We start from the raw sequence: 15,820 nt of genomic DNA on the forward strand, positions 1-15,820 counted from the left end.
CACCGAATCTGGAATCTGGATCTTATCTATCAGCTGAACGACTGCATGATCACTTGATGATGCCTGCACGCAAGACCCGGAAGAGCGCGACCATCGCCCGCGAGAACCAGAAGGAGACGGTCGTCTCCGCGGGGCTCGATGCCTTGCGTCAGGTCGTGGACTCCGGGCTGCTGAGGTGTGCCGTGCCCGAGGCCCTCGGTGGCAACGGCAAGTCGCTCGAACATCTGTCGCAAGGGGCGATAGCGCTGGCTGAGCGCAGTCCCCAGGTGGCCAGAATCCTGTGGGCGCAGCGAAGCGCGATCGAGGCTCTGGTTCACTCGCCGAACATCGCGGTGCGCGAGTATCTGCTCCCCTCGCTCCTGAATGGCGAGTGCGCTGGAACGCTACCTTTCCAGCTTGACTCATGTCCCCTTCTTGCCGAAGAGGTCGGCAATGCGTACCGCTTGTACGGTCAGCTGGATCCCGTCGCGAACCTTCAATGGATCGGCTTCCTGCTGATCGCACCGATCCGGCGAGCTGGCAAATCCATCGAGTGGGTCGTCTTGCGCAGTGAGGAGGATCGTTTGCGGGTTGGCATCGACCACGAAGGGGACGCCTTGTATGGCAGCCGCACGGCTTCGGTGACCCTCGATGGCGTGTTCTTCCGAATGGACGAATGGGTGAACGGACCACCCATGCTCGCCGCGATCACACCGGTGCTCGAAGCCCTTCGGGGCGATCAGATCTAACTGAATTCGACCGATCTCTCGCGCTGCTGCCGAGCGAGAGGCGATGCGTCTGCTCGGCCCCGCCGTGGGCAGGTGTTCCTCATGGTGCTCCGCAGCGACGTACGCGACACACCGCAAATGCTCATATCCGAGTGTCGTCATCGCGTGTCGACACGGCATCCAAGGGTTTACACCTAATCAAACGAGTTTGCTATTAACTAACAAACCGCTAGACTACGTTTCTTCAGCATTGACAAATAAATTCGTCATAAGCGAACTCCCAAATCATTGCCAGGAGAAACACATGAATCTCGCCACCCCAACGTCGGGACTGCTGGAGGCATCGGGCGAAGCCATCCAGGCGACGGAATTTCCCTATCTGCGATCCCCGGATCAGGACGCCGGAACCCCGGTGCGCCATCCGGTGGTCGTCGTCGGAGCCGGGCCCGTCGGCCTTTCGCTTGCGGTGGATCTCGCCCAGCGCGGCCAGAAGGTCCTGCTGCTCGACAACGACCACCGCCTCTCGCATGGATCGCGCGCGCTGTGCTTCGCCAAGCGGACGCTGGAGATCTGGGATCGCCTGGGCGTGGGGCAGCCGATGGTCGACAAGGGTGTGTCGTGGAATCTGGGCCGGGTCTTCCTTCAGGACCGGCAGGTCTACGAGTTCGACCTGTTGCCGGAAGCCGGACACGAACGTCCCGCCTTCATCAACCTGCAGCAGTACTACTGCGAGGCCTACCTCGTCGATCGCCTGTTGCGCCTGCCGAACGCCGAGATCCGCTGGGACAACAAGGTCAGCGGCATCGACAACCGGGACGATGGGGCCCTTCTCACGATCGACACCCCCGAAGGCCCCTACCAGGTCATGGCCGACTGGGTCGCGGCGTGCGATGGCTCGCGATCGACCGTGCGCAGCCTGCTCGGCCTCGAAAGCAAGGGGCGGGTCTTCCAGGATCGCTTTCTCATTGCCGACGTGAAGATGAAGGCCGACTTCCCGGCCGAGCGCTGGTTCTGGTTCGATCCGCCGTTCCACCCGAACCAAAGCGTTCTGCTGCATCGGGAGCCCGACGATGTCTGGCGGATCGACTTCCAGCTGGGGTGGGATGCGGATCCCGAGGAAGAGAAGAAGCCCCAGCGCATCATTCCGCGCGTGAAGGCTCTCCTGGGCCATGACGTCGACTTCACGCTCGAGTGGGCCAGCGTCTACACCTTCGCATGCCTGCGCATGGACCGGTTCGTGCACGGACGGGTCATCTTCGCGGGGGACAGCGCCCATGGCGTTTCTCCGTTCGGAGCCCGCGGCGCCAACAGCGGCGTGCAGGATGCCGAGAACCTCGCGTGGAAGCTCGATTGGGTGCTGAAGGGCCGCGCAGACGAATCACTGATCGCGACCTACGGCGTCGAGCGCGAATACGCGGCCGACGAGAACATCCTGAACTCCACGCGCGCGACCGACTTCATCACGCCCAAGAGCGAAGTGAGCCGGCTGTTCCGCGATGCCGCGCTGGGGCTGGCACGGGACTTCGACTTTGCGCGCCGCATCGTCAACAGCGGACGCCTCTCCGTGCCGGCGGTGATCGGCAAGTCGCCCCTGAACACGCCGGACGTCGACGCGTTCAAGGGCGCGCAGGTGCCGGGCGCAGTCCTGACGGATGCGCCGGTCACCCTGGCCAATGGTCAAACCAGCTGGCTGCTTCGGGAGCTCGGCGTCGACTTCACCTTGCTCGTGTTCGCGGAAGCCCCGGCCTGGACGCGGGACCTGCCGTTCGTGAGGACCCTCGTCGTCGGCAAGGACGTTCTCGACCCGGAAGGGCTGCTTGCCTCACGGCTGGACGCCGTCCCCGGAACGGCGTACCTGATCCGTCCGGACCAGCATGTCTGCGCGCGCTGGCGTGAACCCACCCGCGCCCGAGTCATGGCGGCCATGGACACGGCGACCGCCGCCCCTTCCACCCACTAGGAGTCCCACATGCTGAACACCCGACCGACGGGCCTGCGCTACGACGACATGTACGAGTCGTTGATCGCTGCCCATCAGGGACTGACCCCGGCGCAGAGCCATCTCGTCAACGCCCGGCTGGTCCTGCTGCTGGCCAACCACATTTCGGACCTCCCCGTCCTCGCGGAAGCGTTCGAGCTCGCCCGAAAAGGGGTCGTCGGCGAACAGCCGGTGACATCCGTATCTCACTCTTGAGGAGCAACCATGAAGATCGATCGCATTCATCACGTCGCGTACCGCTGCAAGGACGCGAAGGAAACCGTGCTTTGGTATCAGAAGATGCTGAAGATGGACTTCGTGCTGGCCATCGCCGAGGACCAGGTGCCTTCCACCAAGGCGCCCGACCCCTACATGCACATCTTTCTCGATGCGGGCCAGGGCAATGTGCTGGCCTTCTTCGAGCTGCCGACGCAGCCGCCGATGGGGCGCGACCCGAACACGCCGGATTGGGTTCAGCACATCGCCTTCCGCGTCAAGGATCGGGCGGAACTGCTCGAATTCCGTGCGCACCTCGAAGCCAACGGGGTCGAGGTGCTCGGCGTCACGGACCACGGGGCCTTTCATTCGATCTACTTCTTCGATCCGAATGGCCACCGCGTGGAGCTCGCCTGTCCCGACCCGGATGAGGAGGCGATGATCCGCAGACTGGATGCGGTCAAGTGGGACATGCTCGAAGAATGGTCGAAGACCAAGCGCGCGCCGAAGCACGCGGCCTTCCTGCATGCGAAAGAATTCGGGAAATCGGCGTGAACTCTCGCGCCGGTCATGTGGCGCGTGAAGACTGATTGCCCAGTCGCTTCGACACCTCGGAGGCGCAGGCCTTCACCGCCTTCGCCTGCGGTCCGTCCCAGCTCGCATCGAAAGACGAGGACCGGCCCATCAGCGTGATGCCCATCACGATGTTGCCCGAGTAGTCGAAGACCGGCGCCGCGAACGAGCAGACCCCGGGCGTGGGGTTGTTCACCGATCGCGACAGCCCGTGCTTGCGCACTTCCAGCACCAGCTTCTGCAGATTTTCCGGATCGGTCGGCGGCGCGATGTCGGGCCCGAGCCGTCGGCTGTCTTCGAGCATCGATTCCTCGATCAACTTCGCGGGCAGGTAAGCCGCGAAGAGACGGCCCGTCGCGGTCCCGGCCAGTGACATGACGGTCCCCGTCCGCATGTTCACGTGCAGCGGATAGATCGCCTCGAAGAGGAACACCACCGTGGGCCCCTGGTTGCCCCAGACCGACAGCGCCACGCTGTGCCCGGTCGCTCGTGCCAGGTCTTCAGCGAACGGTGTGCCCTCCCGCACCGGATTGAGCATCCGCAGCGTCACCAGGCCCAGCTGCATCGCCGTCGGGCCCAGCCAGTAGTAGCCCGTCGAGGACTCCTGCGTCACCAGGCCCAGCTTGGAAAAGCTCACCAGATACGGATGCGCCTTGCCCGGCGCCATGTCCGCTGCGCGCGCCAGTTCGCGCAAGGGCATGGGCCGCCCGTGCGTCCCCAGCGCCAGGAGAAGCTGGCCGCCCGCCTCGATCGACTGGATGCCTCGCCGCTCTTTTTCCGATGCGGGCTCATTGGGTTCGCTGTCCAGAAGTGCGCTCATGGGGATGTCTCCTAATGATTTGATTCTAGCGACAACATTAGTCTAGGGTAAACCATTAGCGTATCTCAAACGCATCAGCACCATACTAACGCCATCGGATCGACGGGCAGGCGCCCAACTTTCAAGGAGATGGCGGTGAGTAAGCAGGAAACGGAATACGACGTACTGGTGATCGGCACCGGCGCGTCGGGCATGTCGGCAGCGGTGACCGCTGCCTACGAAGGGCTCCAGGTGCTGGTGGTCGACAAGGCGCCGGTGTATGGCGGGACGACCGCCCGGTCGGGCGGCTGGCTCTGGATTCCCGGCACCCGGCTCGCGAAGGAGCAGGGCATCCATGAGCCCGCCGGTGCCGCCCGCGCCTATCTCCAGCACGAGGCCACCACGCACTTCGATGCGGCCCGGGTGGATGCCTTCATCGAGAACGGCCCGAAGGCGATCGACTTCTTCACCAGCAAGACCTGCGTGCAGTTCGACATGCCGCCGGTCTTCCCCGACTACCACGCCGAAGCGCCGGGCGGCCAGCCGGGTGGCCGTTCGATGGTCACTCGTCCCTTCGATGCGCGGGAACTCGGCGAGCGCGTGGCGCAACTGGCGCCCCCGGTCCCGGAGCTGACGGTGTTCGGGATGATGCTCGGCTCCGGCAAGGAGCTCTGGCACTTCCTCCGCGCGTTCAAGTCGCTCGAATCGTTCTGGTATGTCACCAAGCGCTTCGGTGGCCATCTGCTCGACGTCGTCCGGCACGGCCGCGGAATGACGCTGACCAACGGCAACGCACTCGCCGGGCGTCTCGCCAAGGCGGGCATGGACCTGAACGTGCCCGTCTGGCTCAACGCGCCCGTCGGGAAGCTGATCGTCGAAGGCGATGCGGTCGTGGGTGCCACGGTCGTGCGCAACGGCACGCCCGTCGATGTCCGGGCGCGCCGGGGCGTCGTTCTGGCGTGCGGGGGGTTCCCGCATGACATCGAACGCCGCAAGCAGCTGTTCCCGCATGCGCCCACGGGTCGCGAGCATTTCACGCCCTCGCCGGAGCTCAACACGGGCGACGGCCTGCGGCTCGGCGAGTCCGTGGGCGGATGGGTCGACCCCACCATTCCGAACGCCGCCGCCTGGTGCCCGACCTCCGTGACGAAGCGCAAGGACGGCTCCCAGGGCGTCATGCCGCACTTCATCGACCGCGCGAAGCCCGGCGTGATCGCCGTGACCGCGAAGGGGCGGCGCTTCACGAACGAGGCGCTGTCGTACCACGACTTCGTCCAGGATCTCGTGAAGGCCAGCAAGGGCGCGCCCGAAGTCGGCGCCTGGCTCATCTGCGACCACCAGCACCTGCGCGAATATGGACTCGGCGCGGTGGCTCCGTTCCCGCTGCCCATCGGCAAGCATTTGAAGAGCGGCTACCTCAAGCGCGCCCACAGCCTCGAGGAACTGGCCAAGCTCATTGGCGTTCCTGCTGGCGCCCTGAAGGAAGAGGTCGAGACCTTCAATCGCGATGCGTCCTCGGGCGTCGACAGCCGGTTCGCCAAGGGCAGCACCGCGTACAACCGCTACCAGGGCGATTCGCTGGTCACGCCGAATCCCTGCATGGCGCCGATCCGCAAGGGCCCGTTCTACGCGCTCAAGATCGTCGTCGGCGAGATCGGCACCTTCGCGGGCCTCGCCACGGATGCTTCGTGCCAGGTCCTCACCAGCGCCGGCCAGCCCGTGAAGGGGCTCTACGCGGTGGGCAACGACGCCGCCAGCATCATGGGCGGCAACTATCCGGGGGCAGGGATCACGCTCGGCCCGGCACTCACCTTCGGCTACGTCGTCGGACAGACCCTCGCCAAGCGCACCGAACGCATCGACGCCGCGCCATCACGGCCGGCTGTGCAGCGACAGCACGCACACGCGGCGTGACGCCCCATCCATCCCAAGGAAAGACAAGTGGAAATCTCCAAGCTCATGGCACCGCAGGTGCTCGAAGGACGCCTCGCGCTGGTGACAGGCGCAGGGCAGGGCAACGGCAAGGCCATTGCCAAAGGCCTCTCCAAGGCCGGCGCCAAGGTCGTCGTCACCGACCTGAATGAAGAGAGCGCGAAGATGGTCGCCGATGAGATCAACGGCCACGGCGGCAACGCGGTGGCGTACAAGCTGGACGTGACCTCCGGCGAGGCGTGCCGGGCGATCGCGGAGAAGGTGGCCGGCGAGGTCGGCAACATCGACATCCTGGTCAACAACGCCGGCATCATCATCCGCGAGGGACTCGACAGCCCCGAGGTCGCGGCCAACCTCGAGCGCACGCTCGACGTGAACGTGATGGGCACCTTCCATCCGATCCATGCCTGGCTGGGCGCGTTGCGCGAGTCCAGGGGCGTGATCATCAACGTCGGCTCGATCGCTTCGACCACCGGCATTCCCAACGTGGTCGGCTACTCGCCGTCCAAGGGCGCGGTCAAGATGCTGACGCAGGCCCTCGCGGTGGAACTGGCCAAGGACCACATCCGCGTGAACGCGATCGCGCCCGGCGTCATCGAGACGCCCATGACTTCCTACACGCGTGAAGCCCCGGAGCGCCTGGACAGATTCATGATGCGCACCCCCATGGCGCGCGTCGGGCAGCCCGAGGAACTGGTCGGCCCCGTCGTCTTCCTCGCTTCGGAGATGGCCAGCTACGTGACCGGCGTCACGCTTCCGATCGACGGCGGCTTCCTGGCCTCCTGACGGCCGGCCCGATCTTCACTTCCCCTTCTTGCAACCGGGCCCCTCGACGGGCCGAACAACACCATCACTGGAGACAGCCATGAGCATGACCAAGATCTTCAAGCGAACCCTCCTCGTCGCCGGCGTCGTCGCCGCAGCGGCCGCGAGCGCGCAGGACATCAAGCTGGGATTCAACGGCGACCTGTCCGCATCGCCCTCCGCGCAAAGCGGCAAGGCCGGGGTGCTGGGCATCGAGGCCGCCATCGCCGACATCAACGCGGCCGGCGGCGTGCTGGGTCGCAAGTTGACGCTGGTCGTTCGCGACGACCAGTCGCAGCCGCCCAAGTCGATCCAGAACATGAGCGACCTGATCGACAACGAGAAGGTGGTGGCGGTGTTCGGTCCGACCAACTCGGGCAACGCACTGGCATGGCGCCACATCCCCAACCAGAAGAAGGTGGTCTCGATGGGGATGATCGGCTCGGGCACGGACATCACCAAGCCCATGAGCGTCGGCGCGGACAACTACATGTTCCGCGTCTCCATGGTCGATCGCGAGCAGATCGCCGCGCTGGCCGCCTACGCCGCCAAGAGCGGCAGCAAGAAGATCGGCCTGATGGGCGAGACCACCGGCTACGGTCAGGGCGGCCTCAAGGACCTCGAAGAGGTGGTCAAGATGCAGGGCCTCACGCCGCTGGCGACCGAGAAGTTCGGCGTGGGCGATACCGACATGACCTCGCAGCTCAACAAGATGAAGGCCGCAGGCGTCGACACGATCCTGGTCTGGGCGCAGGGCACGCCGACCGGCCAGCTCGTGCGCAGCATGGAGAAGGTCAACTACTTCCCGACGGTGCTCAGCTCCTGGGCTGCGGACAACATCACCTTCTTCGATGCGGCCGGCAAGACCTTGGCGAGCAAGCCGATCTTCATGCGGACCATCGTCAACCCCACGACGCCCGCGCAGAAGAAGCTCTTCGAGCGCACTTCGTCGAAGCTGGCCGCGCCGAGCGCGTTCCCGTTCGTCATCCACGGCTACGACGCGACGCTCCTTGTCGCGGAGGCGATCAAGCAGGCCGGAACGACCGATGGCGCCAAGGTGCGCGAGGCACTCGAGAACCTCAACGCGCCGGTGAACGGCGTGATGAAGACCTACAACAAGCCGTTCAGCAAGACGACCCATGAAGGCCTGACCGCCAGCGACCTGGCCTTCGTGAAGTGGAACAACGACCAGCTGGTGCAGTTCAGCGACGACGTGATCAAGTCGCTCAAGACGGACGACTACAAGCGCTGATAGCCACAACGAGGGTTCGCTTCCCGACGCGAAGCGAACCCTCATCAAGACGGAGACCCATCATGGATGCAGCACTGTTGCAGGCGCTGATCAGCGGCCTGGCGGTAGGCAGCGCCTATGCGCTCATCGCGCTTGGCTTCAGCGTGACGTTCACCACCACCAAGACCTTGAACTTCTCGCACGGGGAGTTCGTATCGGCAGGCGCGTTCATCGGGATGAGCGTGCTCTTCCTTGCCGTCGGCAAGCCGTTGACATCGACTTCGTTCGGTGGCGACAACCCGGGCATGTTCGGCCAGCTCGGCGCCTTGGTGGCGGCGGTCGTGGTAATGGGCCTGATCGGATGGCTGCTCTTCCTGCTGGGCGTGAGGCCCTTCGCGCGCCGCCCCGGGATGGCCTGGGTGATGAGCACGCTGGGCTTCGGCGTCATCCTGCAAAGCATCGGTCTGGCGATCTGGGGCCCCAAGCCGGTGGTCGTCCCCAGTCCGGTCGGCGACGACGTCATCCGACTGCTCGGCATCGGCGTGCGCCCGCAGGAGATGCTCATGCTCGGCGTCTCGCTGGTGATCATGTTCGCGTTCGACCACGTGATGCGCCGCACGATGATGGGCAAGGCGATGCGCGCGGTCGCCCAGAGTCCCAATGTGGCGAGCCTCATGGGCATCAACGTGACGCTCGTCATGGTCGGCGCCTTCGTGATCAGTTCGGCGCTGGCCGGCCTCTCGGGCTTCATGCTCGCGCCGATCGCGCAGGCCTCGCTCTTCATGGGCGTGGCCGTGGGCCTGAAGGGCTTCTCCGCCGCAATGATCGGCGGGCTGAACAACGCCCGCGGCTGCGTCATCGGCGGCTTCCTGCTCGGGGTTCTCGAATCCTTCGTCAACCTGTGGTCTGCGCAGTGGCGCGAAGTGGTGATCTTCGTGCTGGTCATCCTGGTCCTCGCCTTCCGGCCGAACGGCCTGTTCGGCTCCAAGATGGTGGAGAAGGTATGAAAAGCCTCAAGCATCCGTTGGCCGTCTTCGCTGCGGTCGCCGTCCTCGTCGTCGTGACCGGCGGCATCTCGAACGACTACTACCTGCGCATCGCCTTCATGATGTGCGTGTACTACCTCTGCGGTGTCGGCATGAACGTGCTGGTCGGCTACGCGGGCCAGAAGTCGCTGGGCCAGGCGGGCCTCTTCGCGGCCGGTGCCTATTCCGTGGCGCTCCTCACGACCAGGACGGACATCGATCCCTGGCTGGCACTCGGTCTGGGCGGCTTGATCTCCGGCGTCTGCGGCGTGCTGGTCGCGCTTCCGTCGCTTCGCGTGAAGGGGCCTTACCTCGCGATGGTGACGCTCGCGTTCGGCATCGTGATCGAGAAGCTCGTGACCGAATGGACCGACGTCTTCGGCGGCGCCCAGGGCCTGTTCGGCATCCGCGCGCCGACATGGCAGGGCCAGGCCTTGAGCATGAATCAGTGGGTCTGGTTCGCACTCGGTCTGTGTGCGGTGGCGCATCTGTTGATCCGCAACCTGGTGTCCGGCCGCTTGGGTCGCGCGTGGCTGTCCCTGCAGGCCGACGAGATCGCGGCCTCGTCGGTCGGTGTGCGCGTCTATCGCGGCAAGGTCACGGCCTTCGTCGTGGCCGCGGTGACCTGCGGCCTGGCCGGTGCGCTGGTGGCTCAACAGAACCAGTACATCAACTCCGACTTCATCAACTTCCACCTGTCGATCTTCATCCTTCTGCTGGTGCTGTTCGGAGGCGTCGGCTCCACCTACGGGCCGCTGGTCGGCGCGGTGGGCCTCACGATCATCGATGCCGCGCTGTCCAACTGGCCGTCGGTGCAGCACTTCGTGTATGGGGCACTGCTGCTGTTCGCGCTGTACGTGATGCCGGGTGGCGTGATGGGCGTCCTGAACCGGATGCTGGGCCGTCGCGCAAGAGGTTCGACCGAGCGGGCGTCCGCGGGCGCAGCCTGCCAGCTGAACCTGAGGAAGGCCGGCGGCGAAGAGCTGCTCACCGTCAAGGACCTGTCGAAGGCCTACGGTGGCGTGAAGCCTGCCCAGAGCGTGTCGTACCGGCTCAAGCGCGGTCATGTGCACGCCTTGATCGGCCCCAACGGCGCCGGCAAGAGCACGATGATCAACATGCTCACCGGCGTCGTTCCGCCGGATTCGGGCGAGATCACGTTCGGCGGGCAGAGCATGGTCGGCAAGCCGGCGCACCAGATCTGCTGTCTCGGCATGGGGCGCACCTTCCAGAACCTCCGCCTGTTCGGCGATCTCTCGGTGCTGGACAACGTGATGCTCGGTCGCCATTCGCGGATGCGCAACGGGTTCTTCGCGTCGTTGCTGGCGTTGCCGAGCTCCAGGAAGGAAGAAGCAGCAGCCAAGGACCGATCGCTCGCGCTGCTGCAACTGGTGGGTCTCTCGCATCTGGCCGACGCGCCGGCAGGCAGCCTGCCGTACGGCTTGCAGCGGCGGGTGGAACTCGCCCGCGCGCTGGCCACGGATCCGGAACTGCTGTTGCTCGACGAACCGGCTGCCGGCCTCAATCCGCAGGAGACGGCCGAGCTCGGCGACCTGCTGGTGCGCATCAGCCGCATGGGCCTCTCGATCCTGATGGTCGAGCACCACATGGACATGGTCATGCGCATCTCGGATCACGTGATCGTTCTCGACTACGGCGTGAAGATCGCTGAAGGGACGCCGGCACAGGTGCAGGCGAACCCGAAGGTGGTGCAGGCCTACCTGGGAACCGAAGCCACCGAAACGAGCGATGCGCCCGAACGCGTCGCTGCCTGAGAGGACCCCCTCATGCTCACACTCGACTCTGCAGAGCTCGCATACGGCGCCATCAAGGCCGTCAAGGGCGTATCGCTGGAAGTGCGTACCGGTGAGGTCGTCACGATCATCGGCGCGAATGGCGCCGGCAAGAGCACCTTGCTCAAGGGCATCGTCGGACTCGAACCGCTGTCGGGCGGCAAGCTGCTGATCAACGGCGTCGACTGCTCCCGGGTCCCGGCCCACCGGCGGGTGGGGCTCGGCGTGGCGCTCTCGCCCGAGGGCCGCGGCGTCTTCCCGGACCAGACCGTCTACGAAAACCTGCTGCTCGGCGCCTTCTCCATTCGGAGCGATGCCGATCGCGTGGCCCGGCTCGTCGAACGCGAATACAAGCGCTTCCCGCGTCTGAAGGAGCGTGCACAGCAGATGGCCGGCACGCTCTCCGGTGGCGAGCAGCAGATGCTCGCGATCTCGCGCGCATTGATGAGCGAGCCCAAGCTGCTGCTGCTGGATGAACCGTCGCTCGGCCTCGCGCCGCTGATCATCGCGGACATCTTCAAGTCGATCGCGGCGTTGCGCGACTCCGGACTCACCATCCTGCTGGTCGAGCAGATGGCGAACCAGGCGCTCGCCGTGGCCGATCGCGCGTATGTCCTCGAAACGGGGCTGATCACATTGCAGGGCACCGGCGCGCAGCTCCTGAAGGACCCGGCCGTGCGGGCGGCCTACCTCGGAACGCATTGAGGAACTCACGATGACAGCAGCGCTGTTCGAGCCGTTGCAGGTTCGTTCGCTTCGACTGAAGAACCGCATCGTCATCTCGCCCATGATGCAGCACGCGGCGCCGGGGGGGTTTGCGAACAACTGGCACCTGGTGCATCTCGGAAAGTTCGCCCTCGGCGGTGCGGGGCTGATCTTCACGGAGAGCACGGCGGTCTCTCCCGTCGGCCGGATCGGCAAGGACGATGCGGGCATGTGGCTCGATGCGCATGTGGCGCCATGGAAGAACGTGGTGGACTTCGTTCACGAACACGGCGCAGCCATCGGCATCCAGCTCGGTCATGCGGGCCGCAAGGCGGGCAGCAAGGCCCTGTGGGAAGGCGGCGAGGCACTGAGCCCGGAAGAGATGTCCGAGGTGGACCCGCGCTGGATTCGAATCGGTCCGAGCCCCGTCGCTGCCGGTGAAGGCTGGTCGGTGCCTGACGAGATGACGCAGGGCGACATCGACGAGGTCGTGCAGCAGTTCGTCGATTCGACGCGGCGATCCGATGCAGCCGGCTTCGACGCGATCGAGCTTCATTTCGGGCATGGCTATCTGGTCACGAGCTTCCTCTCGCCGATCTCGAATCTGCGCACCGATGAATATGGAGGCAGTCGCGAGGGACGCATGCGACTGGCCATCCGCATCGCCCGGGGCGTTCGTGCGGCCTGGCCCGATGAAAAGCCGCTGTGGTGCCGCCTCTCGGTGGTGGATGGAGCCGTCGGAGGCTGGGACGTCGACGACACCGTCGCGCTGGTGCGAGCTCTCCAGGCAGTGGGCGTCGATGTCATCGATTGCTCCTCCGGTGGCCTGACCGAGCAGACCAAGGCGCTGCCGGTTCCGCGCGGCCTGGGTTTCCAGGTGCCGTTCTCGCGGCGCATCAAGCGCGACACCGGCGCCACGACGCAGGCGGTCGGAATGATCGTGGACGCACGGCAGGCCGAAGAGGTCGTCGGCTCCGGTTCCGCGGATCTCGTCGCGATCGGCCGCGAGGCCCTCTACGACCCCTATTGGCCTGTGCACGCACAGGCAACGCTGCAGCGAGACCCGAAGTACCGCGACTGGAACATCCGGCATCGCGTCTGGCTGGAGAAGCGACAGGTGTTTTTCGACCGCCTCGATGCACAAAAGGCGGACTGATTTCAAAACCCCCCATCACGATTGGAGCGAACGAATGAGCGCCACGAAGAACTTTGCCTCGGCGGCCGACCTGGAAGAGAAGAGTGTCACCTTCAGCCAGATTTCCGAGCACGCCTGGGCCTACACCGCCGAGGGCGACCCCAACACCGGCATCGTGATCGGCGACGACTGCGTGCTGGTGGCCGACACCCAGGCCACGCCGGCGATGGCGCAGGACGTGATCCGGCGCATCCGCGAAGTCACCGACAAGCCCATCAAGTACGTGGTGCTCACGCACTACCACGCGGTGCGCGTGCTCGGCGCGAGCGCCTACGGGGCCGACCACATCCTCGCCAGCCAGGACACCTACGACCTCATCGTCGAGCGCGGCGAGCAGGACAAGGCCAGCGAGATCGGCCGCTTCCCGCGCCTGTTCGCCGGCGTCGAGACCGTGCCGCCGGGCATGACCTGGCCGACGATGACCTTCACCGGCAAGATGACCGTGTGGCTCGGCAAGCTCGAAGTGCAGCTGCTGCAACTGGGCCGCGGCCACACCAAGGGCGACACCGTCGTCTGGCTGCCGGGCGAGAAGGTGCTGCTGTCGGGCGACCTGGTCGAATTCGACGCCACGCCGTATGCGGGCGACGCCTACTTCCAGGACTGGCCCCAGACGCTCGACAACCTCGCCGCGCTCCAGCCCAAGGCGCTGGTGCCCGGACGCGGCGCGGCGCTGACCACGCCGGATGAGGTCGCCAAGGGCCTGGCGGGCACGCGCGACTTCATCGCCGACGTGTGGGCCAGCGTGAGCGAGGGCGCCAAGGCAGGGAAGGACCTGAACACGGTCTACAAGGAAACCTTCGCCAGGCTCAAGCCCAAGTACGGCCACTGGGTGATCTTCGACCACTGCATGCCCTTCGACGTGACGCGCTGCTACGACGAGGCGACGAAGTACGCCGACCCGCGCATCTGGACGGCCGAGCGCGATCGCCAGATGTGGGAATCCCTGGAGGGCTGAAGATGACGCTTCGCATGGGCCTGATCAACAAGAAGCGCGACTGGACGATGGAGCGGTTTCGCGCCTATTGGAAGGACGAGCATTCGAAACTGGCCAGTGAGCTTCCTGGCCTTGTCCGGTATCACCAGAACCACGTCACGGACGCGGCCCAGCGTGGGATCTCTCACAAGCGAGGCCCTGAAATGCTGGACGGCATTTCCCAGCTCTGGTTCGATGGCGTCGCGGGGATGGACCAGGCGTTCTCGGGCTCCCTGAGCCAGCGCCTGATCGATGACGAGAACCACTTCATCGGCCGCCTGAGGATCGTGTCGGCCGAGTCGAACGTCGTGCTCGAGCCGCCCGCACCGGGCAAGGGCATCAAGCGGATGTCGCTGTTGCGCCGCCGGCCTGACGTGAGTTCGGAGAAGTTCGCCCACGAATGGCGTGCGGTGCACGGTCCGTTGGCCAGGGCTTTGCCGGGCGTGCTCGGCTACCGTCAGAACCTGATCACCCATCGGGAAGATCCAAAGGGAACGACGGTCGGCTACGAAAGCATGCCCATCGACGGCATCGTCGAGCTGTGGTTCGAGGATGCCGAAGCGCTGAACTCCGCATTCGCTTCGCCTGCAGGCATCGAGGCGATGGCGCACGCGAAGACGTTCATCGACGAGATCACGACCTTCCTCGTCGACACCGTGGCGGTCGTCTAGGGGCCGATCGCAAGCGAGACGCGCCGGCCCGTACGCGCCGGACGCCGACCATGCCGTCCAGACTCCAGATCCTTGTGCTGTCCCTGGCGGGTTTCGCCAGCATGGCCTCGATGCGGCTGTGCGATGCCATGCTGCCGGCCTTGGGCGCCAGCTTCGGCGTGGAGGCCGCCGCGGCTTCCGGCGCCGTCTCGGCATTTGCGATCGCCTATGGCGTCCTGCAGATCGTGTATGGCCCGCTTGGCGACCGATTCGGCAAACCGCTGGTGGCCGGCGTGGCTGCGATCCTTTGCGGCATGGGCGCGGTTGGCGCGGCGATGTCCACGACGTTGCCGATGCTTGTGCTCAGTCGTGCGGCGATGGGTGCGGCAGCCGGCGGCATCATTCCGTTGACGATGGCGTGGCTGGCCGACCGCGTGCCTCCGGGCGAGCGTCAGGTCGTCCTCGCTCGCCTCCTGACCTTCACCGTCACCGGCATGATGGCGGGTTCCTGGGCCGGCGGCATCGCCGCCGAAACGATCGGCTGGCGATCGGCATTCGCGATCATGGCGTCAGGCTTCGTGGCGATCGGAGCGCTGGTGTTCGCCGCTGCGCACGCGCGGCCGGTCCCGTCGCATGCGCAACTGTCTCTCCTCGCGCGCTTCAGCTCGGTCCTGTCGATCGCCTGGGCTCGACATCTGCTGTCGGTCACATTCGCGGAAGGCGCACTGGTGTTTGGCGCATTGGCCTTCCTGCCGGTCCTCCTTCACCAACGGTTCGAGCTGCCGCTGTCGACCGCCGGCGGCATCCTCGCCATGTTCGGCGTCGGTGGGATCGTCTACTCACGTTCGGCCCGATGGCTCCTCCATCGGCTGCCACCCCCGAGGCTGGCCATCGGCGGGGGCGTGCTCCTGTGCGCTTCATTTCTCGTCATCGCGACGATGAATCACTGGGCGTGGGCACTGGTCGCCTCGCTCACCGCTGGATGCGGCTTCTACATGTTGCACAACACGCTGCAGGCCTGCGGTGCCAGCCTGTCGTCCACCGCGCGCGGGACCGCGGTGTCGCTCTTCGCCTGCGCCTTGTTCATGGGGCAGTCTGCCGGCGTGACGGCCGCGGCGTGGTTGACCGCGCATGGGTGGACGAGCTGGTGGTACGCCGTGGCCGGCCCTGCACTGCTCGCACTCGCGCTGGTATTTGCCGCCGCACTCCCGATCGCAAAGGAACCGAGATGAAGAAAAG

General features: G+C 65.6%; 15 protein-coding genes. 14 read left to right on the forward strand and 1 reads right to left on the reverse strand.

Going from position 1 to position 15,820, the window contains the following annotated elements:
- Window positions 1-56 precede the first annotated feature (56 nt).
- From WKW77_RS18390 to WKW77_RS18405, 4 genes are all read left to right on the forward strand, one after another.
- Window positions 57-728, forward strand: a complete 672-nt coding sequence (locus WKW77_RS18390) for an acyl-CoA dehydrogenase family protein (protein WP_340358294.1) — start codon at window positions 57-59, stop codon at window positions 726-728.
- Window positions 729-1,011: 283 nt separating this feature from the next.
- Window positions 1,012-2,667 (forward strand): FAD-dependent oxidoreductase, encoded by a 1,656-nt coding sequence (locus tag WKW77_RS18395; protein WP_340358295.1) that lies wholly within the window; start codon window positions 1,012-1,014, stop codon window positions 2,665-2,667.
- 9 nt (window positions 2,668-2,676) lie between these two features.
- Complete coding sequence (locus tag WKW77_RS18400; protein WP_340358296.1) at window positions 2,677-2,901, forward strand: DUF2783 domain-containing protein; 225 nt, start codon at window positions 2,677-2,679, stop codon at window positions 2,899-2,901.
- A 9-nt stretch (window positions 2,902-2,910) separates the two neighbouring features.
- Complete coding sequence (locus WKW77_RS18405; protein ID WP_340358297.1) at window positions 2,911-3,456, forward strand: VOC family protein; 546 nt, start codon at window positions 2,911-2,913, stop codon at window positions 3,454-3,456.
- 13 nt (window positions 3,457-3,469) lie between these two features.
- On the opposite strand, the gene WKW77_RS18410 is transcribed toward WKW77_RS18405, so the two are convergent.
- Window positions 3,470-4,294 carry an IclR family transcriptional regulator gene (locus WKW77_RS18410; RefSeq protein WP_340358298.1) on the reverse strand — a complete coding sequence of 275 codons (825 nt, stop codon included), beginning with the start codon at window positions 4,292-4,294 and terminating at the stop codon, window positions 3,470-3,472.
- A 135-nt stretch (window positions 4,295-4,429) separates the two neighbouring features.
- Here WKW77_RS18410 and WKW77_RS18415 point away from each other — a divergent pair, with 135 nt between their 5' ends.
- The 10 genes from WKW77_RS18415 (at window position 4,430) to WKW77_RS18460 (ending at window position 15,813) form a co-directional block, all read left to right on the forward strand.
- Window positions 4,430-6,187 (forward strand): FAD-dependent oxidoreductase, encoded by a 1,758-nt coding sequence (locus WKW77_RS18415; protein WP_422823220.1) that lies wholly within the window; start codon window positions 4,430-4,432, stop codon window positions 6,185-6,187.
- Window positions 6,188-6,232: 45 nt separating this feature from the next.
- Window positions 6,233-6,991 (forward strand): SDR family NAD(P)-dependent oxidoreductase, encoded by a 759-nt coding sequence (locus WKW77_RS18420; protein ID WP_422823226.1) that lies wholly within the window; start codon window positions 6,233-6,235, stop codon window positions 6,989-6,991.
- 79 nt (window positions 6,992-7,070) lie between these two features.
- Window positions 7,071-8,261: an ABC transporter substrate-binding protein gene (locus WKW77_RS18425; RefSeq protein WP_340358301.1), complete on the forward strand. Its 1,191-nt coding sequence runs from the start codon at window positions 7,071-7,073 to the stop codon at window positions 8,259-8,261.
- Window positions 8,262-8,323: 62 nt separating this feature from the next.
- Window positions 8,324-9,247: a branched-chain amino acid ABC transporter permease gene (locus tag WKW77_RS18430; protein WP_340358302.1), complete on the forward strand. Its 924-nt coding sequence runs from the start codon at window positions 8,324-8,326 to the stop codon at window positions 9,245-9,247.
- Complete coding sequence (locus WKW77_RS18435; RefSeq protein ID WP_340358303.1) at window positions 9,244-11,040, forward strand: branched-chain amino acid ABC transporter ATP-binding protein/permease; 1,797 nt, start codon at window positions 9,244-9,246, stop codon at window positions 11,038-11,040. The genes WKW77_RS18430 and WKW77_RS18435 overlap by 4 nt, the downstream gene beginning before the upstream one ends.
- A 12-nt stretch (window positions 11,041-11,052) precedes the next feature.
- On the forward strand, window positions 11,053-11,763 hold the full coding sequence (locus tag WKW77_RS18440) for an ABC transporter ATP-binding protein (RefSeq protein WP_340358304.1): 711 nt from the start codon (window positions 11,053-11,055) through the stop codon (window positions 11,761-11,763).
- Window positions 11,764-11,773: 10 nt separating this feature from the next.
- The gene (locus tag WKW77_RS18445) at window positions 11,774-12,919 is read left to right on the forward strand and encodes an NADH:flavin oxidoreductase/NADH oxidase (RefSeq protein WP_340358305.1); all 1,146 of its coding nucleotides are present in this window, start codon (window positions 11,774-11,776) and stop codon (window positions 12,917-12,919) included.
- 34 nt (window positions 12,920-12,953) lie between these two features.
- Entirely contained in the window at window positions 12,954-13,913 is a 960-nt protein-coding gene (locus tag WKW77_RS18450; protein ID WP_340358306.1) for an MBL fold metallo-hydrolase, read from the forward strand.
- A gap of 2 nt (window positions 13,914-13,915) precedes the next feature.
- A complete protein-coding gene (locus tag WKW77_RS18455) occupies window positions 13,916-14,602 on the forward strand; it encodes an EthD domain-containing protein (RefSeq protein WP_340358307.1) in 687 nt (228 codons plus the stop codon).
- Between the two features lie 50 nt (window positions 14,603-14,652).
- Complete coding sequence (locus tag WKW77_RS18460; protein ID WP_340358308.1) at window positions 14,653-15,813, forward strand: MFS transporter; 1,161 nt, start codon at window positions 14,653-14,655, stop codon at window positions 15,811-15,813.
- Window positions 15,814-15,820: the final 7 nt, after the last annotated feature.

Origin of the sequence: Variovorax ureilyticus, from assembly GCF_037889935.1 — a bacterium.
Taxonomy (GTDB): domain Bacteria; phylum Pseudomonadota; class Gammaproteobacteria; order Burkholderiales; family Burkholderiaceae_C; genus Variovorax; species Variovorax ureilyticus.